The organism is Yoonia sp. 72, from assembly GCF_034652275.1.
Lineage (GTDB): Bacteria > Pseudomonadota > Alphaproteobacteria > Rhodobacterales > Rhodobacteraceae > Yoonia.
The window spans coordinates 1,198,454-1,221,850 of record NZ_JAXIWG010000001.1; the positions used below are offsets into that span (position 1 = coordinate 1,198,454).

The following is a 23,397-nucleotide window of genomic DNA, read 5'->3' on the forward strand; positions in this document are numbered from 1 at the left end:
CAGATCGGAACCATGGCCAACTTACCCGCGCAACAAATTCCGCTGAAATTCGCGACCGGGCGCAAGACCGACGTGCGCGCGCAGTTTGCTGCGCTGTGCTGGCGGATCAAGAACGACCATGTGCAAATCTGTCTGGTGACCAGCCGCACGCGGGGCCGCTGGATCCTGCCCAAAGGCTGGCCGATGCATAAACAGACCCCCGCCGCAGCCGCCGCGATGGAAGCCTATGAAGAGGCGGGGCTGCGCGGTGACGCGCTGGATGTCTGCCTTGGCATTTACAGCTATATCAAGCCATTGGGCAATGTGAACGCGCCCATCGTCGCGATGGTCTATCCGGTCCATGTCCAGCATGTGCTAAGCGACTGGCCCGAAAAGCACCAACGCCGCCGCAAATGGTTCAGCCCTGAAAAGGCAGCCAAGAAACTGGAAGAACCCGCGCTGAAAAAGATCGTCGCGACCTTTGATCCCGCGCGTCTGCGCTGACTTGCACCGCCGAGCAAAAAGCCTAACTGTGGTGAAACCTCACGCAACAGGCCAAGATGATCCGATTTCACCTCAAATGCGACCAGAACCACCAGTTCGAAAGCTGGTTTCAGTCGGGCGCCGCCTTTGACAAGCTGGTGGCGGCCAAGTTGGTGTCCTGCACCACCTGCGGGTCGACGCTGGTTGGCAAAACGGTGATGGCGCCCGCGATTGCATCGGCGTCGGAGCCTGCGCCTGCCGAAAACCCCATTGCAGCCCTGCGCAAGAAAATCGAAAGCACCGCCGATTATGTCGGCACGGCCTTTGCCAAGGAAGCCCGGGCCATGCATGACGGCCTTGCCCCCGAACGCCCGATCTATGGCGAGGCGAACCTTGCCGAGGCGCGCAAGCTGGCCGAGGATGGCATCCCCGTTCTGCCGCTGCCATTTATTCCCGCCAAGAAAGCGAATTGATGCAGGTTTTGATTACAGGTGCCAGCCGTGGCATCGGCAAGGCTTTGGCCGACGGATATCGCGCCGCAGGTGCGGGCGTGATCGGCACGGGACGGGACGCAAGCGCGGGGCTGCACGCGCTTGACGTGACTGATCCTGCGGCGATCAAGGCGTTGGCCGCAACCGTCGGCGATCAGGCGATCGACCTGCTGGTCTGCAATGCGGGCGTCTACGCCGACAAGGGCCAGTCGCTGGAACAGGGCTATCCGGCAGATATGTGGGCGGACGGGTTTGCCACCAATGTCACGGGCGTATTCCTGACCGTGCAGGCGTTCCTGCCGCATCTGCGCCGTGCGAAGGCGGGCAAAATCGCGATTATTTCGTCACAGATGGCGTCGCATACGCGTGCGCCGGGCGGCAGCTATATCTACCGCGCGAGCAAGGCCGCAGCGCTGAACCTTGGGCGCAATCTGGCGACCGATCTGGCGCCTGAAGGGATCAGCGTCGGCATCTATCATCCGGGCTGGGTGCGTACCGATATGGGCGGCTCTGCCGCCGACATCAGTGTGGAGGACAGCGCTGCTGGTCTGATGGCGCGGTTTGCCGCCCTTGGCCCTGCGACAACAGGCTGTCTCGAAACGTGGGACGGGCGCGTGCATCCTTACTAAGCATTTGCGCTTTGCCTGCCGCCCCAGTAAACGGGCGCGGATGAAAAGCCACGCTTGCAAGGAAAATCCATGCCGACGTTAGTGATGAAATTTGGTGGCACCTCGGTGGCCAACCTCGACCGGATCGCGCGCGCGGCCAAGCGCGTCTCCCTCGAGGTTGCCAACGGCTATGACGTGATCGTCATCGTGTCGGCCATGTCCGGCAAGACCAATGAACTGGTGGGCTGGGTCAGCGAAACCTCGCCGCTGTATGATGCGCGCGAATATGATGCAATCGTGTCATCGGGCGAAAATGTCACGGCCGGGCTGATGGCCTTGCGCCTGCAAGAGATGGATATTCCCGCGCGCAGCTGGCAAGGCTGGCAGGTGCCCGTCATCACCACAGACGCGCACGCCAGCGCCCGGATCGAGGATATCCCGACCAAGAATATCAATGCCAAATTCGGCGAAGGCATGAAGGTCGCCGTCGTGGCAGGGTTTCAGGGCGTCAGCCCCGCTGGCCGGATCACCACGCTGGGGCGTGGCGGGTCTGACACCACCGCTGTCGCCTTTGCCGCGGCTTTCGGCGCGGAACGCTGCGATATCTATACCGACGTGGACGGGGTCTATACCACCGACCCGCGGATCACGTCCAAGGCGCGCAAGCTGGATAAAATCTCGTTCGAGGAAATGCTGGAACTCGCCTCGCTCGGGGCCAAGGTGCTGCAAACACGCTCAGTCGAACTGGCGATGCGCTACAAGGTGCGCCTGCGGGTGCTTTCATCATTCGAGGAACCATCGGACAGCGCCGGAACGCTGGTCTGCGATGAGGAGGAAATCATGGAATCCAATGTTGTGGCCGGTGTCGCCTATTCCCGCGACGAGGCGAAAATGACCCTGATCTCGGTTGCGGACCGCCCCGGGATCGCAGCAGCGATCTTTGGCCCGCTGTCGGATGCGGGTGTGAACGTCGATATGATCGTGCAGAACATTTCCGAGGAAGGCCGCACCGACATGACCTTTTCCTGCCCCAAGGATCAGGTGCTGCGCGCGGAAAAGGCGATGCAGGATGCTAAGGCATCGGGTGCGATCAATTTCCACGACCTGGTCGCGGACGAAGGTGTCGCCAAGGTCAGCGTCGTCGGCATCGGGATGCGCAGCCATACGGGTGTCGCCGCCAAGATGTTCAAGGTTCTCTCGGCAGAGGGGATCAACATCAAGGTCATTACAACTTCCGAGATCAAGATTTCTGTGCTGATCGACAGGAAATACATGGAACTTGCCGTGCAGGCCCTGCATGATGCCTTCGAATTGGACAAGGCCGGCTGATCCCGTCAGGATCGGTCCGCTGATATCGGGGGACCAATGCCGGAACGGTTGGAAAGCGAGAGCCGCAAGCTGCTGGGCCGTCTGCGCGAGGCTTTGGCCAGCAACAGCGAAGGTCAGGCACGGCTGAACCGTGTGGTGGACCTGATCGCGTCCTCGATGCAGGCCGAGGTCTGCTCGATCTACCTGTTCCGAGATCCCGAGACGCTGGAGCTGTGCGCGACCCAAGGCCTTGAGCAGGATTCGGTCCACCAGACACGGATGCGCCTTGGTGAAGGTCTGGTCGGGCGCGCGGCCAAGTCCGGCAATATCGTCAACACGGCCAATGCGCCCGCCGAAAAGGGGTTTCGCTACATGCCCGAGACGGGCGAGGAGCGGTACTCGTCCTTCTGCGGTGTGCCGATCCAGCGCTTGGGCGACGTGCTGGGCGTGCTGGTAGTGCAGACCAAGACCGAACGGGTGATGACCCCCGACGAGGTTTACGCCCTTGAAATCGTGGCCATGGTGATCGCCGAGATGACCGAACTCGGTGCGTTTGTGGGCGAAGGGGCGGCCTTGTCGGCGCTGCACCAGAAACCCGTACTGTTGCGCGGGTCCGTGGCGCAGGAAGGCACCAGCGCGGGCCGCGTCTATCTGCATGAACCCCGCGTGGTCGTGACCAACCCGATCTCGGACGATCCCGAAAAGGAAAAGATCCGGCTGAACGAGGCCGTCGAGACGCTGCGCAAATCGGTCGACAGCATGATGGTCGGCGCGCGGTCGGTCGACCCCGAACAGTTGCAGGTGCTCGAAGCGTACCGCATGTTCGCCAATTCCAGCAGCTGGATGCGCCGGATGCAGGACGATGTGCAAAGCGGGCTATCCGCTGAAGCCGCTGTCGAAAAGGAACAGTCGCTGGCGCGCGCGCGGCTGTCCCGCTCGCCCGATCCTTACCTGCGCGAACGGCTGCATGATCTGGACGATCTGTCGAACCGCCTGCTGCGCATCCTGACGGGTCAGGGCGAAGACCGCAGCGACATGCCCGACGATCCGATCCTTGTGGCGCGCAATATCGGGCCGGGTGAATTGCTGGAATACGGCAAGAAACTGCGCGGCATCGTTCTGGAAGAAGGCAGCGTTGGCAGCCATGCCACCATTGTCGCGCGCGCCTGGGCGATCCCGCTGGTCATCAACGCCAAGGGTGTCACGCGCGAGGCGCTGAACGGCGATATCATCCTCGTCGATGGCGATCAGGGCATCGCGCATCTGCGCCCCGACGACACCGTGCAGGCCGCGTTCCGCGACAAGATCGAGATGCAGGCGCGTGCGCAGGAACGCTACGCCTCGATCCGTGACCTGCCCGCGCAGACGCGCTGCGGGTCGGTGGTATCGTTGCAGATGAACGCAGGGCTGATTGCTGACCTGCCGTCGCTGGCGGGGTCGGGTGCCGAAGGTGTGGGCCTGTTCCGCACCGAATTGCAGTTCCTGATCCGCAACCAGATGCCGCAACGGGGTGAACTGTCGGCCCTATATGACCGCGTGCTAAATGCAGCGGGAGGCAAGCGGGTGGCGTTCCGCACGCTTGATATCGGGTCGGACAAGGTGCTGCCCTATATGAAACCACAGGACGAACCCAACCCCGCGATGGGCTGGCGTGCGATCCGCGTGGGTCTTGATAAACCGGGTGTGCTACGGATGCAGTTGCAGGCGCTGTTGCGCGGGGCGGCGGGGCGACCCCTAACGGTAATGTTCCCGTTCATCACGCAACTGGCCGAATTCCGCGCCGCCAAAGCCGAGATGGACAAGGCGCTCGACCGCGAATTGCGTCTTGGTCATCCGATCCCGTCCAAGATCGAGGTGGGCGCGATGCTGGAAACCCCATCGCTTGCCTTTGCGCCGGATGTGTTTTTTGAAGAGGCCGATTTCATCAGCATCGGCGGCAACGATCTTAAGCAGTTCTTCTTTGCCGCCGACCGCGAAAACGAACTGGTGCGGCGGCGCTACGACACGCTTGATGTCAGCTTTCTGTCGTTCCTTGAGCATGTGATCAAACGCTGCGATGCGGCGGGCACGCCGCTGTCTTTCTGCGGCGAGGATGCAGGCCGTCCCGTGGAAGCCTTGTGTTTTGCAGCCCTCGGCCTGCGCACCCTGTCGATGCGTCCCGCCTCGGTCGGTCCGGTCAAGCACCTGCTGCGCCGCGTCGATCTGAACGAGGTCAAATCCGTGATGGATGCTGCCATTGCCAACGGCGATCAATCGGTGCGGCGTGCCGTATCCGACTGGCTGGTCTATCAGGTCTGAGGCAGGCGCTGCGCTGCCAACTGGCGGTGGAATTCATCCAGCACCGCCGCATCGCCATGCTCGCGCACCAGCTGGCGCAGCCCGAAATGCACATGCGCAAGGGCCACATAGTAATCCACAAAGGCGTAGTTAGTCCCTGCCCCCGCCACAGCGCCCAGCACAGGCACTGTCTGGGATGCCAGCTTCTGCGACAGCACGGCCGCGAATTTCGGCGCGACACGGCTGATCAGCGTGTTGACCGCCGCCCCCGACAGGCTAAGCCGCGCGCCGATAAAGGCCGTATCGACCCCGTCATCGGCGCTGCCCGGCCCGCCTGATCCGAAAACCGCCAGACATTCCATGCGCGTTTCATCCGATGTCGGGTCCTCGCCGTATTCGGCGGCGACATGCAGCACCGCGCGAAAGATCAGCGTTGTGGCCACAGGCAGTTCCGCCAGCGCCGAGGGCAACCCGCCAAAGCCGCCGATAGCACCGGACACCGTGCCGATGATCCGGTGGCTCTGGTCCGATCCGAACCGCTGACCGATCCCGCCGCGCGAGCGTGCGGCAATGTCGTAACTGCGGCGGAGAGCGTTGCGCGTCACCTCGTTCAACTGGTCGCGTAGCGGCTTGGGCAGCATCTTGAGCCCGTCCTCGACCTGTCCGCCGACAAAATTGATCGCTTTCATCAGCACGCCATTGGCCTTGCGCTGGCGCAGCGCCAAGGCCGCTATACGCGCGCGCGCGTCGTCGTTCAGCGGTGCTGGCACCGAGACAGGGATGGGATCATGCGGAACGGTTTTGTTGTCCATCCCTTTCAAATGGGATCACTGCGGCAAAATGCAATCATCCGCCTTATGCACGGTCCCTTGTGTGCCATCCCATGCGTCAGGGCGCAGCGACAGCCCCAGCACGCGGTCGGGATTCGTGGGCGGCGGCATGATAACACCGGGCAGATGCTGGAACCCGAAGCGGCTATAATAGGGCAGATCGCCCACGAGCAGGATGCGCGACCAGCCCGCCTTGCGCGCCACTTGCGTCACGCGGTAGATCAGCAGCCCTGCGATCCCTTCGCCCTGTCGCGTCGGATGGACCGCAACCGGGCCAAGCAGGACAACAGGCAGATCGCCCACATAACAAGGCCAACAGCGGATCACGCCTGCCAGCACGTTGTCGGGATCACGCGCCGTCCAGCACAGATCGGCGATGGGGGAAACATCCTCGCGCAAGCGGTAGGACGACAGCGCCGTGCGGCCGGGTGAAAAGCACAGATCGTACAGCGCCTCGACTTCCCAGTAATCGGCGGCGGTCTCGATGGCCAGTGTGATGGAGGGTATTTGCATGCGTCTTTCATCTGGCCAAGATTGTCCGGCCACGCTACCCCTTGGCGGATCGCAGGAAAAGGTCTCGAGCAATGTTTTACGTCCCCAAAGACGGCCATAATCTGCCGCATAACCCCTTCAACGCGATCATCAGCCCGCGCCCCATCGGCTGGATCGCCACGCGCGGCGCGGACGGGCAGGACAACCTCGCCCCCTATTCGTTTTTCAATGCCGTGGCCTACGAGCCGCCGCAGGTCATGTTCGCCTCAACCAGCGCCAAACCCGACCGTGACGGTACGAAAGACAGCGTCGCCAACATCCGCGAAACAGGCGTTTTCGCCGTCAACATCGTGGAATACGCGATGCGCGACGCGATGAACCAGACCTCCGGCCCATGGGACCGCGCAACGGATGAATTCGCGCTGGCGGGCATCACCAAAGCCACCTGCGAAACGATTCCCTGCGCGCGCGTGGCGGATGCGCCCGCGACTCTGGAATGCAAAGTAACCCAGATCGTTACCCTGCCCGGTGCTGCCAATTTCGCCGTCTTCGGCGAGGTGACAGGCGTACATATCCGCGACAATTGCCTTGTGGACGGCATTTTCGATGTGACCACTTTTCAACCGCTGTCCCGTCTCGGCTATCGCGATTACGCTGTCGTGCGCGAGGTGTTCAGCCTGACCCGTCCGGGAGAAAAAGCATGAGAGAAACCTTCCTTGGCATCATCGGCGGTTCCGGCATCTATGACATGGCGGGGTTGCAGGACGCCGCATGGGTCACCGTCGACAGCCCGTGGGGCGCGCCGTCGGACGCGGTGCTGACAGGGCGGCTGGAAGGCGTGAAGATGGCCTTTCTGCCCCGCCACGGACGCGGCCATGTACATTCGCCCACCACCGTGCCCTACCGCGCCAATATCGACGCGCTGAAACGGCTGGGCGTGACCGATATCATCAGCGTCAGCGCCTGCGGATCGTTCCGCGAAGAAATGGCACCGGGCGATTTCGTCATCGTGGATCAGTTCATCGACCGGACCTTCGCGCGCGAAAAATCCTTCTTCGGCACGGGTTGCGTGGCCCATGTCAGCCTTGCCCACCCGACATGCCCCCGCCTGTCGGACGCATGCGCCACAGCGGCAGAAGCTGCGGGCATTACTGTACATCGCGGTGGCACGTATCTCGCGATGGAAGGCCCGCAATTCTCGTCACTGGCGGAAAGCAGGCTCTACCGCAGCTGGGGCTGCGATGTGATCGGCATGACGAACATGCCCGAGGCCAAACTCGCCCGCGAGGCCGAAATCTGCTATACTTCCGTCGCGATGATCACCGATTATGACAGCTGGCACCCCGACCACGGGGCGGTCGACATCACCGCGATCATCGCGACCCTGCAAGGCAACGGCACCAAGGCCCGCGACCTGATCGCGCGCCTGCCCGCCCTGTTGGGAGACAAGCGCGCCCCCTGCCCGCATGGCTGCGACCGCGCGCTTGAACATGCGATCATGACCGTCCCCGACAAACGTGATCCCGCGCTGATGGCGCGGCTTGATGCGATCACTGCCCGTGTCTTTGCGAAAGAAACCCTATGAAAACCGTCCGCGACTATATCCGCACTATCCCCGATTTCCCGCATGAGGGGATCATGTTCCGCGATGTGACCACGCTTTTCAGCGACGCGCGCGGCTTTCGCATGGCAATCGACCAATTGCTGCATCCCTATGCAGGCACGCCCATCGACAAGGTCGTCGGGCTGGAAGCGCGCGGCTTCATCCTTGGCGGCGCCATCGCGCATCAGTTGACGGTCGGCTTCGTGCCGATCCGCAAGAAGGGCAAACTGCCCGGCAAGACGGTCGAACAGGCCTATCAGCTCGAATATGGCGAGGCCGTGATGGAACTGCACGAGGACGCGCTGCAACCGGGCGACAAGGTCTTGCTGGTCGATGACCTGCTGGCGACAGGCGGCACCGCCGAGGCGGGCATCCGGCTTGTCGAACGCTTGGGCGCGCAGGTGATGGGTTGCGCCTTCATCATCGACCTGCCCGAATTGGGCGGTGCGCGCAAACTGGAACAGCTCGGCATGAAGGTCCATAGCCTCTGCGCCTTCGAAGGACTCTGATGCGCTCCGCGCGGGGAGTATTTGGGGAAAAAAGAAGTTGTTAAGGAAGATCCGGTAGACCGCTTCCACGGTACAGGCTGGAGAGCCGATGACCGTGAAATGAGAAGTCGCCCGATCCCGGACCCCAGAAAGGTCAGCCTGTAGCGGGCGGCGGGGTCGGGCGCGTCTGTTACGACTTCTTTTTTCCTAAAATACTCCCGCCGGAGGCGCGGCCCCACCGGACCTATCCCTGTGGCAGGATCGCGCCGGGGTTCATGATGCCTTGCGGGTCCAGCGCATCCTTGATCGCGCGCAGCATCGCAAGTTTCGCCGGATCGCCATAGCGTTGCAGATCACCGACCTTGGCCCGCCCGATTCCGTGTTCGGCGCTGACCGATCCTTCCAGTGCGGCGACTAGATCATGGACTGTCTTTTGCACGGCTGGGCGCAGCGTATCGTAGTCGCTGCGCGTCCGCCCCTTGGCAGGAAAGACGTTGTAATGCAGGTTACCGTCGCCCAGATGGCCAAAGCAGTTGATGCGCATATCCCCCAAGGCCCGCAGCGCGACCCCGGCCTTGGCGATGAACTCCGGCACCGCACTCAGCGGCAAGGCGATGTCATGCGACGCGATCGCCCCGATCCGACGGTTCGCCTCAGGGATGTTTTCGCGGATGTCCCACAGCGCCTGCCGCTGCGCCGCTGATTGCGCGACCACCCCGTCAAAGGCGAGCCCTGCGTCGAACGCATCCGCAAACAGCCGCTCGAGCGCGGCATCGGGATCGCCGCTGGCGGGCAGGCCAAGGTCGATCAGGACGCTCCATTCGGGCATGTCGGCGAACGGTTGGCGCACGTCGGGTCCGACCTCGGCCAGAAAATCGACGCCTTGCCTATGCATCAGCTCGAATGCGGACAAACCGTCGCCGATCTGTGCGCCTGCCATAGCCAGCAGGTCGAGTGCGGCCTGCAGTGACGGCACCGCCAGCAGCGCCGCCCCCAGATGCACAGGGCGCGGCACCAGCCGCAGGGCGGCGGCGGTGATGATCCCGAGCGTGCCTTCCGCCCCGATCATCAGATTGCGCAGGTCATAGCCGGTGTTGTCCTTGCGCAGCCGTGTCAGGCCATGCCAGATCGTCCCGTCCGGGCGCACGACCTCCAGCCCCAGACAGAGCGCGCGCGCATTGCCGTAGCGCAGCACATTGACGCCGCCTGCATTGGTCGCCAGCAACCCGCCGATCCGCGCCGATCCTTCGGAGGCGAGCGAGAGCGGGAACAGCCTGTCCACATCCTCGGCGGCCTGTTGCACATGGGCGAGGATCACGCCCGCCTCGCAGACCAGCACGTTTTCGGAGGGATAGACCGCGCGGATCTTGTTGAGCCGCTCCAGCGACAAAACCACCGGCGCCGGTCCATCCGCCATGACCTGCCCGCCAACCAGACCGGTGCCGCCACTATAGGGCACGATCCCCACGCGCGCCTCGGCACAGACGGCCACCACAGCGGCCATAGCGGCAGTATCGGCAGGGGCCACGACCAGCCCCTGCCCCTGCCAGCGTCCGCGCGGTTCGGTGAAATAGGGGGCGGTGTCATCCTTGAAGGCCGCAGCGTCCAAAAGCCCGCGCAAGCGGTTCTCGAACGCCGGTGTCACCGCATTCAGCATCTAGCCCACATCCGTCTTGCCGCGCCTATCATGGCGCAGGTTGGCGTAAAGCACATGGTTGCGCCAGCGCCCGTTGATCTGCAGATAGCTTTGCGCGACACCTTCGTATTTGTAGCCGCATTGTTCCAGCAACCGCCGTGACGGGGTGTTTTCAGGCAGGCAGCCCGCCTCGATCCGGCTCAGGTCCAGCACGGTAAAGGCGTGATGAACGACCGCCTGCACAGCCTCGCGCATGTAACCTTGCCGCGCGAAAGGGGCGCCGATCCAATATCCCGTGATCCCCGATTGCGCAGGACCCCGTTTGATATGGTCCAACGTAATTGCCCCTAAAAGCGCATCGTCGGACCGGCGGATCAGGAACAGGGGCAAGGCCGACCCTTGGGCAATCGACCGTTGCGCCCAATAGACACGGTTGGTGAAACCCTTGCGCGACAGATGGTCAGCGGCCCAGCTTGGTTCCCACGGCACCAGAAATTCGGCACTGGCCTGCCGCAGGGCCGCCCAAGGGCGGAAATCCGTGTGCATGGGCGCGCGCAGGGTCAGCCGTTCGGTTTCGATCCGGACCTTGCGCTTGATGCCCAGCATTATGCGGCAAGCCGTGCTTTCAACGCATCCAGCGTCGGGGCCTGATCTGCCGGACCGTATAGCGCCATGGCTGTCCCTGCCTGCCCTGCCATTTGCGCGGCAAAGGATTTCACATCACCCGTGGTCACATCGTCGATATAGGCGATGGTTTCCTCGATCCCCGGAATGCGGTCCCAGATCGACAGCAGCCGCGCCAGCCGCTCGGCGCGGTTCGACGGGCTTTCGAGCCCCATCAGCAAACCGGCCTTCATCTGGGCGCGGGCACGGGCGACCTCGGCGGCGGACATGTCGTCGGCGGCGCGTTTCATCTCGTCGATTGTCAGATGCGCAAGTTCGGCGATCTGTTCGGCGCTGGTGCCGGCATAGATCGTGGTCATGCCGGTGTCCTCATAGGCACCCGCCTGTGCAAAGATCGTGTAGCACAGCCCGCGGTTTTCGCGGATTTCCTGAAACAGCCGCGAGGACATGCCGCCGCCCAAGGCGGTTGCATAGATCTGCGCGGTATAGATCGCAGGGTCGCGGTAGGTCGGCCCTTCGAGGGCGAGCGCGAAATGCACCTGTTCCAGCGCCTTGGTCGCGCGCCGTTCGCCACCGATGAATTTGGCAGGCTGCAACAGGCCCGGCGCACGCTCGACCCGTGGCAGGTGGCCGAAAAGCGCCTCGGCCTGCCGGACGATGGCATCGTGATCGACGGCACCGGCGGCGGCGAGGATCATCTGGTTCGGCCCGTAATGTTCGCCGACAAAGCGGTCCAGATCGCCTTTGGCAAAGGTACTGACGCGCGCGGCCTCGCCCAGAATCGACCGGCCTAGGGGCTGGTCAGGATAGGCTTCTTCCTGCAACCAGTCGAAGATGATGTCGTCGGGCGTGTCGAGCGTCTGTCCGATTTCCTGCAGGATCACGCCGCGTTCGACCTCGATCTCGGCTTCCTCGAACAGCGGATTCAGCAGGATGTCGGCGATGATATCAAGGCCGAGGGCCACATCGTCCTCCAGCACACGGGCGTAATAGGCCGTCATCTCGCGGCTGGTATAGGCGTTGATATAGCCGCCCACATCCTCGATCTGTTCGGCGATTTGCAGCGCGGTGCGGGTCTTGGTGCCTTTGAAGGCCATATGTTCCAGAAAATGCGCGATGCCGTTCTGTTCGATCCGTTCGTGCCGCCCGCCTGCCAGCACCCAGATGCCGATGCTGGTGGATTTCAAGCCCGGCATCTGTTCGGTGACGATGCGCAGGCCGTTGGACAAAGTGTGTTGCTGGATGGTCAAGATATGATCCGTTCCTTGATGACGGCTTGCAGGGCCGCCAGATCTGCTGCGACTGGTGTGACCCGTTCGGGCCGGTCGTACAAGTCCGCCATGCGCGCAGGCAGCGGGGCGGATATGCCCGAGGCCGCCTTGACCGCGTCGGGGAATTTGGCGGGATGGGCGGTGGCAAGTGTCACCATCGGCACGCTGCCCAGATGCGCCTGCGCCACATGCGCGCCGACGGCCGTGTGCGGGCAAAGCAGCTCGCCGTGCTGCGCGAGGTAGGTTTTGATCGTGGCGCTGGTCTCTTCCTCTGACGCGCGGCCCGATTTGAAGGTGGCGGTCAGCATGTCATAGGCGCCTTGCGAAATGGTAAAGCCGCCGGATTTGAGGTCTTCCATCTGGCTGGCCACCGCGGCCCCGTCCTGCCCGTAGGCATAGAACAAGGCGCGCTCAAAATTGGAACTGACCTGAATATCCATCGACGGGCTGATCGTGGGCGTGACACCTTCCTTGGTGTAAGCCCCCGTCTGCAGCGTCCTGTGCAGGATGTCGTTGCGGTTCGTCGCTACCACCAGATCGGCAATCGGCAGGCCCAACTGTTTGGCGATAAAGCCCGCGAAAATGTCACCAAAATTCCCTGTCGGCACGGTGAAACTGACAGGCCGGTGCGGCGCGCCAAGGCTGACGGCGGCGGTGAAATAATAGACCACCTGCGCCAGCACGCGGCCCCAGTTGATCGAATTGACGCCCGCCAGCCGCACATCATCGCGGAAGGTAAAGTCGTTGAACATATCCTTCACCAGCGCCTGACAGTCGTCAAAATCGCCAGCCACGGCCAGCGCATGCACATTCGCCTCGACAGGTGTGGTCATCTGGCGGCGCTGCACTTCGGACACGCGGCCATGCGGGTAGAGGATGAACACATCGACCGCCTTCAGCCCGCGAAACGCTTCGATCGCCGCCGATCCGGTATCGCCGGATGTTGCCCCCACGATGGTCACACGGTCGCCCGAACGGGACAAAGCGGCCTGAAACATCTGGCCGATTAGCTGCATGGCGAAATCCTTGAACGCCAGGGTCGGGCCGTGGAACAGCTCCAGCAGGTAATGATTGCTATCGACCTGCACGAGCGGTGCGCGCGCGGCATGGCCGAAACCGGCATAGGCGCGCGCGATCAGGTCGCGGAACTGTGCATCGGTGAAGGTGTCGCCGATGAAGGGGCGCATCACGTCGAACGCGACTTCCTCGTAAGACTTGCCCGCCATCGCCGCGATCTGGGCATGCGTCAGCGTCGGGATATTCTCGGGCAGGTACAGCCCGCCGTCACGCGCCAGCCCTGTCAGCATTGCCTGCTCAAAGGTCAGCACAGGGGCCGTGCCACGGGTCGAGATATAGCGCATGGGTCAGGCGTCCTTTGGCCGAAGAGTGCGGAGGATCAGGAACAGGGACATAACGGCCCAGACGATGGCCAGCAAGAACCATGTCACAGCATAGGCGAAGTGATCGTTCTTGATATCGGCGGTCGCAACCGGCAGCGCCGTCAGACGCGGGTCGGCAGGGGTGGTGGCGGTGGCGACAACCATCAAGGGCAGCGTGTCCAGCGCTTCGGCCATCGTTTCGACGTTGCGCGCGAACCAGATGTTTTTGGGCAGGTCAGGTTCGGGCGTACCGTCGGTCTGGTCGTCAGGCCACAGCAGCGTGCCAGTCACCTGCATTGGTGCCAGCAAGGGTGCGCTCTCTTTCGCGTCCAGCGGCAGCAGACCCTGATCCAGCAGAATCGCAAGACCATCATCGGTCTCAAAGCGTGAAATGACGCGGTAGCCGGTCCCTGCGGCGGTCCCCGACACCAGCACATGCAGTTCCTGCCCTGTGGGCGTGCCAGACAGCATCACGCGGGAATACTCATCCTCTGCCTCGGTCACATCGGTGGCAAAAGGCGCTGGATCGGCAGCCAGCCGACCGTTGATTGTGGCAAGGATGTCTTCTTTCCACGCCAGCCGGTCGATCTGCCACAGGCCCAGCCAGACCAGCACACCGCATCCGGCGATGCCGAGCAGCACGGGAAAGATGATCTTGCGCAGCATGTCAGGCCTTCGATGGAAAAAACGCGCGGGGGTGCCGCGCGCTTGATTGTTTGGTGCGGGGCGGGGTGAACCCCGCCTTACGCGCCCCAGATGTAGATGGCTGCAAAAAGGAACAGCCAGACCACATCTACAAAGTGCCAGTACCAGATCGCTGCCTCGAACCCGACATGCTTTTCAGGGGTGAAATGGCCACGTTCGACACGGATCAGGCAGACCAGCAGGAAAATCGCGCCGATCACCACATGCGCGCCGTGAAAGCCCGTCGCCATGAAGAAGTTGGCATAGTGGATTTCACCGCCGAAGGTATAGCCGTCCTGCGTGACGAGGATCCAATATTCATAGGCCTGAAACGCGGTGAAGATCACCCCGAATGCGATGGCAAGGATCAGCCCCAGTTTAAGGTCCTTGCGGTTGTTTTCATGCACCAGCGCATGGTGCGCCCATGTCGCGGCACAGCCCGAGATCAGCAGCAGCAGGGTGTTGATCAGCGGCAGGCCGAACGGGTCGATCGCATAGATTTCGGGCTTGATGTATTCGGTGCCGACATAGGTTTCCATTGGATACATCTGGTGTTTGAAAAACGACCAGAACCATGCGGCGAAGAACATCACTTCGGACATGATGAACATGATGAAGCCATATCGCAGACCGATACGCACCACGGGGGTGTGATCGCCTGCCTGGCTCTCGGCGACCATATCGGCAAACCATGCATACATCACGTAAAGCACGGCGATCAGCCCCATCAGGAAGATCCACGGCCCTGATCCGTGCATCCACAAAACCGAGCCGAACAACATGACGAACGCGCCTACACTGGCGATGAAGGGCCAGACAGAAGGTGGCAGAATGTGGTAATCGTGGTTTTTCGCTTGCGCCATCTGGTGCGTTCCCTATCGGCTGTCGTTAGTAAGTCTCTATGGCGTCTTGCGGCGCCGGTGTCAAAGCTGTCGCATCGGCGGCGGCCTGAACGTAATCGCCCGGCACGTCGATTTGAAAGAACGTATAGCTTAGCGTGATCGTATGCACATATTGGCCTTCGCGGTCATCGACAATATCGGGGTGCACGAAGAAGGAAACCGGCATCAGCACCGTTTCACCGGGGGCCAGCACCTGCTGGGTAAAGCAGAAACATTCGATCTTGTCGAAGAACCCGCCCGCCTCATAGGGGGTCACATTGTAGGACGCCTGTCCCGCAATCGGCACGTCCAGCGGGTTATGCGCTTCGTAGAACACCAGCGCCGTTTCCCCGATCCGCAGCTCGACCTCGCGCTGCACGGGCTTGAAGGTCCACGGCATGTCGCGGCCAAGCGATCCGTCAAACCGGACCCTGATCGTTTCGTCAAGAATCACATCGCTGTCGCCTGCGGCAACGCTGGTTGTGCCGCCAAATCCTGTGACACGGCAGAACCAGTCGTAAAACGGCACCGACGCCCATGCCAGCGCGCCCATCACGACAACAACGGCAGAGGCCTGCGCGGCGCTGCGGTAAATACCTTTAAGACGCGGGAACAAAGTCATTCGGTCACCTCCGGAATCGGCACGAGTTGCGGACGCGGCGCATGGTCAAATGTTTCGAACTGGCGGATGTCGTCCAGTTGCAGGACCTTGACCACGGTCAATCCAAAAACGATTGCGATAAAGCCGACAAGCAGCAGACCGACACCGGCATTGCGCCCCTTGCGGCGTGTGTGCAGTTCATGTTCGACGCGGATCACCATGACCATCCTCCAAATCCGTAAAGCCGCAGGGCGGCCTCGGCCAGCAATGCGCCGAAATGCGCGAACAGATAGTAAAGCGAAACCTTGAACACCTTGATTTCGACGCGGTGCTTGTCAGCCTCGCAAGCGGCATCGTCGCGCCGCCAGATGTCATAGGCACCTTTCAGGAACCATGCGTTCATCACCACAGCGACCGCCATGTAAACAGGCCCACCAATCGAGGTCAGTCCAAGACCCAACGCGACGGGGACCAGCAACAGCGTATAGACCAGCACATGCCTGCGCGTCGCGTCGCGGCCATGCGTCTCGGTCAGCATCGGCACACCGGCGCGGCCGTAGTCCGATTTCACGAAGAGTGCGAGCGCCCAGAAATGCGGTGGCGTCCACATGAAGATCAGCGCGAACATCAAAAGCGATTCGATACTGACACCGCCCGTGGCGACCGCCCAGCCGATCATCGGAGGAAAGGCACCAGCGGCACCACCGATCACGATGTTCTGCGGTGTCGCGCGCTTGAGCCACATCGAATAGACGACCAGATAGAAAAAGATCGTAAAGGCCAGCAAACCGGCAGCCAGAAAATTCGTCGCCAGCCCCAGCAGCAGGATGGAAAAGCCTGACAGCGCGACGCCGATCCCCAGCGCCTCGCCGGGGGCGACGCGCCCTGACGGGATGGGACGGCCCACCGTGCGTTTCATTACCGCGTCGATATCGGCGTCCCACCACATGTTCAGCGCACCCGACGCCCCTGCTCCGACCGCGATGCACAGGATCGCGACAAAACCAAGGAAAGGATGCACCGGCACAGGTGCCACCAGCAGACCGACAAGGGCAGTGAACACGACAAGCGACATCACCCGTGGCTTGAGCAGGGCGAAGTAATCGCCCATGCCCGCCTCGTGGGTGGTGTGGTCGTTGGCGCTGAAATCGGTCATGGGCAGTCCGTCCTTGCAAAGTGCGGTGCAGTCACGCTGACGGATGGTCCGTCAGGTGAATGATGATCCGCCAGGGCGATCAGGACAGACCCTGTTCGTCGGCCAGCCACGCGTCATAGGTTTCCTGGCTGACGACCTTGACGGTAATGGGCATATAAGCATGCGCCTGACCGCAAAGTTCCGAACACTGGCCGAAATAGATACCTTCACGTTCGGCCGCGAACCACAGTTCGGCCAGACGGCCGGGGATGGCGTCCTGCTTCACACCAAAGGCGGGGATCGTCCAGGAATGGATCACGTCAGCGGCCGTCACCTGCATCACAACCGTTGCACCCACCGGCACAACGACGGCTGTGTCGGTCGCCAGCAGATACTGGTCCTGCGTATAGCCGAACTGTTCCAGTTCTTCGCGGGTCAGCATAAAGCTGTCAAAGCTCACGCCTTCGTCCACGTATTCATAGCCCCAATACCACTGGTAGCCCGTGACCTTGATTGTGATATCGGCTTGGGGGATTTCCTGCTGCTTGAACAAGATCGGCAGCGAGAACGCACCGATGAAAACCAGAATGACGATCGGCACGACCGTCCATGCGATTTCGAGCGGCGAGTTGTGCGTGAAACCGGCGGGGTTGGGGTTGCGCCGCGCATTGTAGCGGATGATCACATAGGCCAGCAGACCGGTCACGAAAACGGTGATGACCGTGATGATGACCAGCAGCATCGTATCGAGCCAAACGACATCGCGCGCCAGTTCGGTCGCCGAAGGCTGGAAACCCATGCCGCCCGGAACAGGCTGGCCCACGATTTCGAGGTCCTGGCCGATGTTCTGCTGCGCCGTGGCCGTGCTGCCCGCGAGAACCAGACCAAGCGTGGTCCAAACAGAGGTTGCAAAGGTGTTCAGTCGCATATTGTACCCTAACTTCATAAGACCTTGCGGCCTCTTTCCCCGGTCAGTCCGCTCGGGCTACGGGCGGAATCCCATTGTCTTGCTGCGCCCATGTCCCATATCCTGACGCACAACTCAAGAACTGCTGTTGCGGCAAACAGACGCTTTTGCCCCCGAAAACCGCCGCCAAAGGATAATGTGATGACCGCCACCCCATTTCGCCCGTTCGAGACCCATCTGGATCAGGCACGCGCGCTTGACCTGCTGCGCGAGGCGACGGCAGGGGCGGATGACGGCGAGTTGTTCATCGAACGGCGCAAGTCCGAGATGCTGTCGCTGGACGACGGGCGGATCAAGACGGCCAGTTTCGATGCCTCCGAAGGCTTCGGGCTGCGCGCCGTGCGCGGCGAGACGGCAGGCTATGCCCATGCCACTACGATCGACGAACATGCGCTGCGCCGCGCTGTTGCGACTGCGCGTCTTGCCGTGGGCGACGGCGGCGGGGTGATGGCCGATGCGCCTGCGGGCACCAACCGCAAGCTTTACAGCGACGATGACCCGATGCTGCAGGCGACATTCCCCGCCAAGATCGACGTCCTGCGCGAGATTGACGCCTTTGCCCGCGCGCTTGACGCGCGTGTGGTGCAGGTGTCGGCCAGCATCGGCGCATCCCATCAGGAGGTGGTGATCCTGCGACCCGAAGGAACGCTCGTCACCGACACGCGCCCGATGTCGCGCATCAATATCAGCGTGATCGTCGAACAGAACGGCAAGCGCGAAAGCGGTGGCATGGGGGGCGGCGGGCGTGTGGGCCTGATCGGGCTGATCGGCCGCGACCATTGGGAACCCATCGTGCGCGAGGCGTTGCGCATCGCCCTTGTAAATCTGGATGCCGAACCTGCCCCTGCTGGCGTGATGGATGTCGTGCTTGGCCCCGGCTGGCCCGGTATCCTGCTGCACGAAGCCATCGGGCATGGGCTTGAGGGCGATTTCAACCGCAAGGGATCAAGCGCTTTTGCCGGGCTGATGGGCCAGCAGATCGCGGCCAAGGGCGTCACCGTACTGGATGACGGCACGATCCCCGACCGCCGCGGCTCGATCACCGTGGACGACGAAGGCACGCCCAGCGCCCGCAACGTGCTGATCGAGGATGGCGTGCTGGTGGGCTATATGCAGGACCGCCAGAATGCCCGTCTGATGGGGGTTGCCCCCACCGGCAACGGGCGGCGCGAAAGCTTCGCCCATACACCGATGCCGCGCATGACCAACACCTATATGCTGGCAGGCGACGCCAGCCCCGAAAGCCTTGTTTCGGAATTGAAGGACGGGATTTATGCGGTGGGCTTTGGCGGCGGGCAAGTCGATATCACCAACGGCAAATTCGTGTTTTCCTGCACCGAAGCTTACCGCGTCAAAAATGGCGTCATCGGCGCGCCCGTGAAAGGGGCCACGCTGATCGGTGACGGCGCGACCGCGCTGCAAAAGATCAGGGGCATCGGCAACGATCTTGCCCTTGACCCCGGCATCGGCAATTGCGGCAAGGCGGGCCAGTGGGTGCCAGTGGGCGTCGGCCAGCCCAGCCTGCTGATCGGTGGGCTGACCGTGGGGGGCGCGGCTGCCTGAAGTCCCGATTCGCAGCGCATAGGGGTTGCGCTGCGCACGGAAGAAATCACAAATGTTTTTTGTTTGAAGGGCTTACCGCTAAGCTCGACAGATTGTCGCAGCGATTCATGGCTTGTTAACGCTGTGGGCATAAACCTTGTGAAGCAATAGGCGGAGCAAGGGATGACCAAACCGACACGATCTTCCACCACCCCCCAACTCCCCCCCACCACGGAAGAGGATGCGATCATCCACCTTCGCCTATTGCGATCCCGCCGCGTCGGGCCTGCGACCTATCGGCGGTTGCTGGCAGAATACGGCAGCGCGGCTGACGCGCTGAAGGCCCTACCCGATGTCGCCCGCGCGGCCGGTGTCGATGATTATGAAATCTGCCCCATCGGCGTGATCCGCGCCGAATTGCAGGCGGGCAAAGCCGCGGGTGCGCGGCTTTTGTCGGACCGTGACCCGCTTTATCCCGATGCCTTGCGCATGATCTCCGATGCGCCACCGATGATGTGGTGTCTGGGGCGGGCCGATTTGCTGGCGCGCCCGATGGTGGCGCTGGTCGGTGCGCGCAACGCGTCATCCTTGGGCAGCCGCATGGCGCGCAAACTCGCGGGTGATTTGGCTGATGCGGGCTATATCGTGGTCTCTGGTCTGGCACGCGGGATCGACACGGCGGCGCATCTGGGCGCACTGGCGGGCGGCACCGTGGCCGTTTTGGCGGGCGGTGTCGATGTGATCTATCCTGTGGACAACACCCAACTGGCCCATGACATCGCCAAGCAAGGGCTGCGCCTGTCGGAAATGCCGATGGGGCTGCAACCACAGGCGCGGCATTTTCCGGCGCGCAACAGGATCATCTCGGGGCTGGCACAGGCCGTTGTCGTGGTCGAGGCGGCGGCAAGATCGGGCAGCCTGATCACCGCGCGCAATGCGCTGGATCAGGCGCGTGACGTGCTGGCGGTGCCCGGCCATCCATTCGATGCGCGCGCGGCAGGGTGCAATATGCTGCTGCGCGACGGCGCGACGCTGGTGCGATCCGCCGAGGACGTGATCGAGGCGCTGGCGCCCAAAACCGTGACGGCGCCACCTGTGCCAGAGCCAGTCGCACACCCCCGCCCCGCCCTGCGCAATATCGCCGCATTGCACGCGATGATCCTGTCTCGCCTTGGCCCCGCCCCTGTCGCCGAGGACCAACTTTTGCGCGATCTGGCGGTGGCAGCCACAGATGTGGCACCTGCCCTTGTCGATCTGGAACTTGACGGCAAGATCACGCGGCAGGCGGGCGGATTGCTGGCCCGCGCCGTCTGAAGGGAAAACTTCAATGCCTCCGGCGGGGATATTTCGGCTCGAAAGATGGGCCAAATTTCGCGTCATTGACATTCGCGCCATCGTCGCCACATCTTGCGCCACTTGAACAAAGCCGCGCAGATAAAGGATTCCCATGCCCGTCGTCGTTGTCGAATCCCCCGCAAAAGCCAAGAAAATCAACGAATATCTTGGGCGCGGCTATACGGTTCTGGCGTCCTACGGCCATGTCCGCGACCTGCCACCCAAGGATGGGTCGGTCCTGCCGGATGACGATTTCGACATGAAATGGGAAATCGCGACCGACAGCAAAAAGCATATCAAGGCCATCGTGGATGCGCTGAAAGATGACAATGAACTGATCCTCGCCACCGACCCCGACCGCGAGGGCGAGGCGATTTCATGGCACCTGACCGAGGCCCTGACCGAGAAGAAAGCGATCCGCAAGGACACGCCCGTCAGCCGTGTGGTGTTCAACGCGATCACGAAAACCGCGATCCTCGAGGCGATGAAAAACCCCCGTCAGGTCGATGCGCCCCTGGTCGAGGCGTATCTGGCACGTCGTGCCTTGGATTATCTGGTGGGGTTCAACCTGTCCCCCGTTCTGTGGCGCAAACTGCCGGGGGCCAAATCTGCGGGCCGCGTACAATCGGTCTGTCTGCGCCTGATCGTCGAGCGCGAGATGGAGATCGAGGCGTTCCGCAATCAGGAATACTGGACCGTCAAGGCGCAGCTGCAATCGCCCCGCGGCCAGATGTTCGAGGCGCGGCTGACGACGCTGGCGGGCAAGAAGCTTGATAAATTCGATCTGGGCAATGCCACGCAGGCCGAAATGGCCGTGCAGGCGGTAAATTCGCGTGATCTGAAGATCACAAGCGTCGAAGCGAAACCCGCCACCCGCAACCCTAGCCCGCCTTTCATGACCTCGACCCTGCAGCAAGAGGCAAGCCGCAAATTCGGCATGGGCGCCAAGCAGACGATGAGCGTGGCGCAGCGTTTGTACGAATCGGGTCTCATTACCTATATGCGGACCGACGGGATCGACATGGCGCCCGAGGCCGTGACCGGCGCACGCGATGCAATCAAAGCGAAGTTTGGCGCGAAATACCTGCCCGATCAGCCGCGCATCTATAAAAACAAGGCCAAGAACGCGCAGGAAGCGCATGAATGTATCCGCCCCACCGATATGATGGTCGCCGCCGATCAGGCCGATATCAAGGATGCCGACCAGCGCAAACTGTACGACCTGATTTACAAGCGCACACTGGCCAGCCAGATGGCGGCGGCCCAGTTGGAACGCACGACCGTCGATGTCGCCAGCGCGGACGGGCAGGTTATCCTGCGCGCCAACGGGCAGGTCATGATCTTTGACGGCTTCATCGCGATCTACGAAGAAGGCCGCGACGATACGGCGGATGAGGACGACAAGCGCCTGCCGCAACTGGCGCAGGGCGAAAAGGTCGTCAAGCAATCGGTCGACCCCGAACAGCATTTCACCCAGCCGCCGCCGCGCTATACCGAGGCAACGCTGGTCAAGCGGATGGAAGAACTGGGCATCGGGCGACCCTCGACCTATGCGTCGATTGTCACGACGATTCAGGATCGCGGCTATGTCGAAAAGGACAAGAACCGCCTGATCCCGCAGGACAAGGGCCGTTTGGTCACCGCCTTCCTGATGAACTATTTCCAGAAATACATTGGCTATGACTTCACCGCCGATCTGGAGAACCAGCTGGACGAGGTTAGCGCGGGCGACGCCGATTATAAAAAGGTGCTGCACCGTTTCTGGCGCGATTTTTCCGCCGCCATCGCCGAAACCGCAGACCTGCGCATCGGTGAAGTCCTCGACAAGATCAACGAGGTGCTGGAACCGCATCTGTTCCCGCCGACCGCCGATGGCACCGACCCGCGCCTTTGCCCCAACTGTGGCGCAGGGCGTTTGTCGATGCGCACGGCGCGGTCGGGTGGCGCGTTCATCGGCTGTTCGAATTACCCCGAATGCCGCTATACCCGCCCCTTCGGTCCGCCCGACCCCGAGGCCGAAAAATCAGCCATCCCCCCCGATGGCAAATTGCTGGGCCATGATGCGGGCGACGAGATCCGCATTTTCAAAGGCCGGTTCGGCCCCTATGTCCAGCGCGGCGCCACGTCCGAGGCGAACCCCAAGCCCGACCGCACCGGCGTGCCCGAAGGCTGGGCACCCGAGGAGGTGGATCTCGAACAGGCGTTGCGCCTGCTGCAACTGCCGCGCCAGATCGGCCCGCACCCCGAGGATGGCGTCATGGTCTGGGCCAATATCGGGCGCTATGGGCCTTATCTCAAACACGCGGCCAGCACGTCCGACAAGGGCGGCACCAATGCCAATCTCGACGGTATCGACGAGGTCTGGACCGTGGGCATGAACCGCGCCGTGCAATTGCTGGCCGAAAAGGTCGCGTCCCGCGGCGGGCGCGGCAGGGCGGCTGCCCCGATCCGCGAATTGGGGGAACACCCGCAGGCGGGTGGTGCTGTCGCGATTTATGACGGCAAATACGGGCCTTACGTGAAATGGGATAAGATCAACGCCACGATCCCCGAAACCATCACGCCCGATGATCTGACGCTGGCGCAGGCCATCGACCTGATTGATGAACGCGCGTCCAAGGCGGGGAAAAAGAAGCCATCGGCCAAGAAACCGGCGGCGAAAAAGCCTGCTGCCAAGAAACCGGCCGCGAAAAAAGCCGCGCCAAAGAAAGCGGCCACCAAATAACGGCGCTGCACTGCGGCGATTGACTTTCGCGGGGGGCCGCGACAGTTTTGCGCAAATC

Annotated in this window: 23 protein-coding genes; 11 read left to right on the top strand and 12 right to left on the bottom strand. The window is 62.3% G+C overall.

Annotation, left to right across the window (positions count from 1 at the left end):
• The first annotated feature begins 12 nt into the window (after positions 1-12).
• The 5 genes from VCK47_RS06165 to ptsP all read left to right on the top strand — a co-directional run bounded on the left by VCK47_RS06165 (position 13) and on the right by ptsP (position 5,167).
• Positions 13-483: an NUDIX hydrolase gene (locus VCK47_RS06165; protein ID WP_322889832.1), complete on the top strand. Its 471-nt coding sequence runs from the start codon at positions 13-15 to the stop codon at positions 481-483.
• Between the two features lie 56 nt (positions 484-539).
• Complete coding sequence (locus tag VCK47_RS06170) at positions 540-935, top strand: DUF1178 family protein (protein WP_322889833.1); 396 nt, start codon at positions 540-542, stop codon at positions 933-935.
• Positions 935-1,582 (top strand): SDR family NAD(P)-dependent oxidoreductase, encoded by a 648-nt coding sequence (locus tag VCK47_RS06175; protein WP_322889834.1) that lies wholly within the window; start codon positions 935-937, stop codon positions 1,580-1,582. The genes VCK47_RS06170 and VCK47_RS06175 overlap by 1 nt, the downstream gene beginning before the upstream one ends.
• 69 nt (positions 1,583-1,651) lie before the next feature.
• A complete protein-coding gene (locus VCK47_RS06180; protein ID WP_322889835.1) occupies positions 1,652-2,890 on the top strand; it encodes an aspartate kinase in 1,239 nt (412 codons plus the stop codon).
• A gap of 36 nt (positions 2,891-2,926) precedes the next feature.
• Positions 2,927-5,167: a phosphoenolpyruvate--protein phosphotransferase gene (gene ptsP / locus VCK47_RS06185; RefSeq protein ID WP_322889836.1), complete on the top strand. Its 2,241-nt coding sequence runs from the start codon at positions 2,927-2,929 to the stop codon at positions 5,165-5,167.
• Here ptsP and VCK47_RS06190 read toward each other — a convergent pair.
• Positions 5,158-5,958 carry an EcsC family protein gene (locus VCK47_RS06190; protein WP_322889837.1) on the bottom strand — a complete coding sequence of 267 codons (801 nt, stop codon included), beginning with the start codon at positions 5,956-5,958 and terminating at the stop codon, positions 5,158-5,160. The two genes, ptsP and VCK47_RS06190, sit on opposite strands and share 10 nt — an antisense overlap.
• Before the next feature lie 15 nt (positions 5,959-5,973).
• Positions 5,974-6,489 carry an N-acetyltransferase gene (locus tag VCK47_RS06195; RefSeq protein WP_322889838.1) on the bottom strand — a complete coding sequence of 172 codons (516 nt, stop codon included), beginning with the start codon at positions 6,487-6,489 and terminating at the stop codon, positions 5,974-5,976.
• A 71-nt stretch (positions 6,490-6,560) separates the two neighbouring features.
• Here VCK47_RS06195 and VCK47_RS06200 point away from each other — a divergent pair, with 71 nt between their 5' ends.
• From VCK47_RS06200 to VCK47_RS06210, 3 genes are read left to right on the top strand one after another with little or no spacing between them, the layout of a single operon-like run.
• On the top strand, positions 6,561-7,172 hold the full coding sequence (locus tag VCK47_RS06200; protein ID WP_322889839.1) for a flavin reductase family protein: 612 nt from the start codon (positions 6,561-6,563) through the stop codon (positions 7,170-7,172).
• Positions 7,169-8,053, top strand: coding sequence for an S-methyl-5'-thioadenosine phosphorylase (locus tag VCK47_RS06205; protein WP_322889840.1), 885 nt, complete (start codon positions 7,169-7,171; stop codon positions 8,051-8,053). Before VCK47_RS06200 ends, VCK47_RS06205 begins: the two co-directional genes overlap by 4 nt.
• The gene (locus VCK47_RS06210) at positions 8,050-8,580 is read left to right on the top strand and encodes an adenine phosphoribosyltransferase (protein ID WP_322889841.1); all 531 of its coding nucleotides are present in this window, start codon (positions 8,050-8,052) and stop codon (positions 8,578-8,580) included. The genes VCK47_RS06205 and VCK47_RS06210 overlap by 4 nt, the downstream gene beginning before the upstream one ends.
• A 223-nt stretch (positions 8,581-8,803) precedes the next feature.
• On the opposite strand, the gene VCK47_RS06215 is transcribed toward VCK47_RS06210, so the two are convergent.
• From VCK47_RS06215 to coxB, 10 genes are all read right to left on the bottom strand, one after another.
• Positions 8,804-10,216 (bottom strand): FAD-binding oxidoreductase, encoded by a 1,413-nt coding sequence (locus VCK47_RS06215; protein ID WP_322889842.1) that lies wholly within the window; start codon positions 10,214-10,216, stop codon positions 8,804-8,806.
• Entirely contained in the window at positions 10,217-10,801 is a 585-nt protein-coding gene (locus VCK47_RS06220; protein ID WP_322889843.1) for a GNAT family protein, read from the bottom strand.
• Positions 10,801-12,069, bottom strand: coding sequence for a pitrilysin family protein (locus VCK47_RS06225; RefSeq protein WP_322889844.1), 1,269 nt, complete (start codon positions 12,067-12,069; stop codon positions 10,801-10,803). Before VCK47_RS06225 ends, VCK47_RS06220 begins: the two co-directional genes overlap by 1 nt.
• The gene (gene thrC / locus VCK47_RS06230) at positions 12,066-13,451 is read right to left on the bottom strand and encodes a threonine synthase (RefSeq protein WP_322889845.1); all 1,386 of its coding nucleotides are present in this window, start codon (positions 13,449-13,451) and stop codon (positions 12,066-12,068) included. The genes VCK47_RS06225 and thrC overlap by 4 nt, the downstream gene beginning before the upstream one ends.
• A gap of 3 nt (positions 13,452-13,454) precedes the next feature.
• Entirely contained in the window at positions 13,455-14,135 is a 681-nt protein-coding gene (locus VCK47_RS06235) for an SURF1 family protein (protein ID WP_322889846.1), read from the bottom strand.
• Between the two features lie 77 nt (positions 14,136-14,212).
• Entirely contained in the window at positions 14,213-15,016 is an 804-nt protein-coding gene (locus tag VCK47_RS06240) for a cytochrome c oxidase subunit 3 (protein WP_322889847.1), read from the bottom strand.
• A gap of 25 nt (positions 15,017-15,041) precedes the next feature.
• Positions 15,042-15,656, bottom strand: coding sequence for a cytochrome c oxidase assembly protein (locus VCK47_RS06245; RefSeq protein WP_322889848.1), 615 nt, complete (start codon positions 15,654-15,656; stop codon positions 15,042-15,044).
• On the bottom strand, positions 15,653-15,856 hold the full coding sequence (locus tag VCK47_RS06250; protein ID WP_322889849.1) for a hypothetical protein: 204 nt from the start codon (positions 15,854-15,856) through the stop codon (positions 15,653-15,655). The genes VCK47_RS06245 and VCK47_RS06250 overlap by 4 nt, the downstream gene beginning before the upstream one ends.
• Entirely contained in the window at positions 15,850-16,791 is a 942-nt protein-coding gene (gene cyoE, locus VCK47_RS06255; RefSeq protein ID WP_322889850.1) for a heme o synthase, read from the bottom strand. The genes VCK47_RS06250 and cyoE overlap by 7 nt, the downstream gene beginning before the upstream one ends.
• A 79-nt stretch (positions 16,792-16,870) precedes the next feature.
• Positions 16,871-17,698 carry a cytochrome c oxidase subunit II gene (coxB, locus tag VCK47_RS06260; RefSeq protein WP_322889851.1) on the bottom strand — a complete coding sequence of 276 codons (828 nt, stop codon included), beginning with the start codon at positions 17,696-17,698 and terminating at the stop codon, positions 16,871-16,873.
• Positions 17,699-17,878: 180 nt separating this feature from the next.
• Here coxB and tldD point away from each other — a divergent pair, with 180 nt between their 5' ends.
• The 3 genes from tldD to topA all read left to right on the top strand — a co-directional run bounded on the left by tldD (position 17,879) and on the right by topA (position 23,339).
• A complete protein-coding gene (gene tldD / locus VCK47_RS06265; protein ID WP_322889852.1) occupies positions 17,879-19,300 on the top strand; it encodes a metalloprotease TldD in 1,422 nt (473 codons plus the stop codon).
• A 162-nt stretch (positions 19,301-19,462) separates the two neighbouring features.
• The gene (dprA, locus tag VCK47_RS06270; protein WP_322889853.1) at positions 19,463-20,593 is read left to right on the top strand and encodes a DNA-processing protein DprA; all 1,131 of its coding nucleotides are present in this window, start codon (positions 19,463-19,465) and stop codon (positions 20,591-20,593) included.
• 133 nt (positions 20,594-20,726) lie between these two features.
• Complete coding sequence (gene topA, locus VCK47_RS06275; protein WP_322889854.1) at positions 20,727-23,339, top strand: type I DNA topoisomerase; 2,613 nt, start codon at positions 20,727-20,729, stop codon at positions 23,337-23,339.
• Positions 23,340-23,397: the final 58 nt, after the last annotated feature.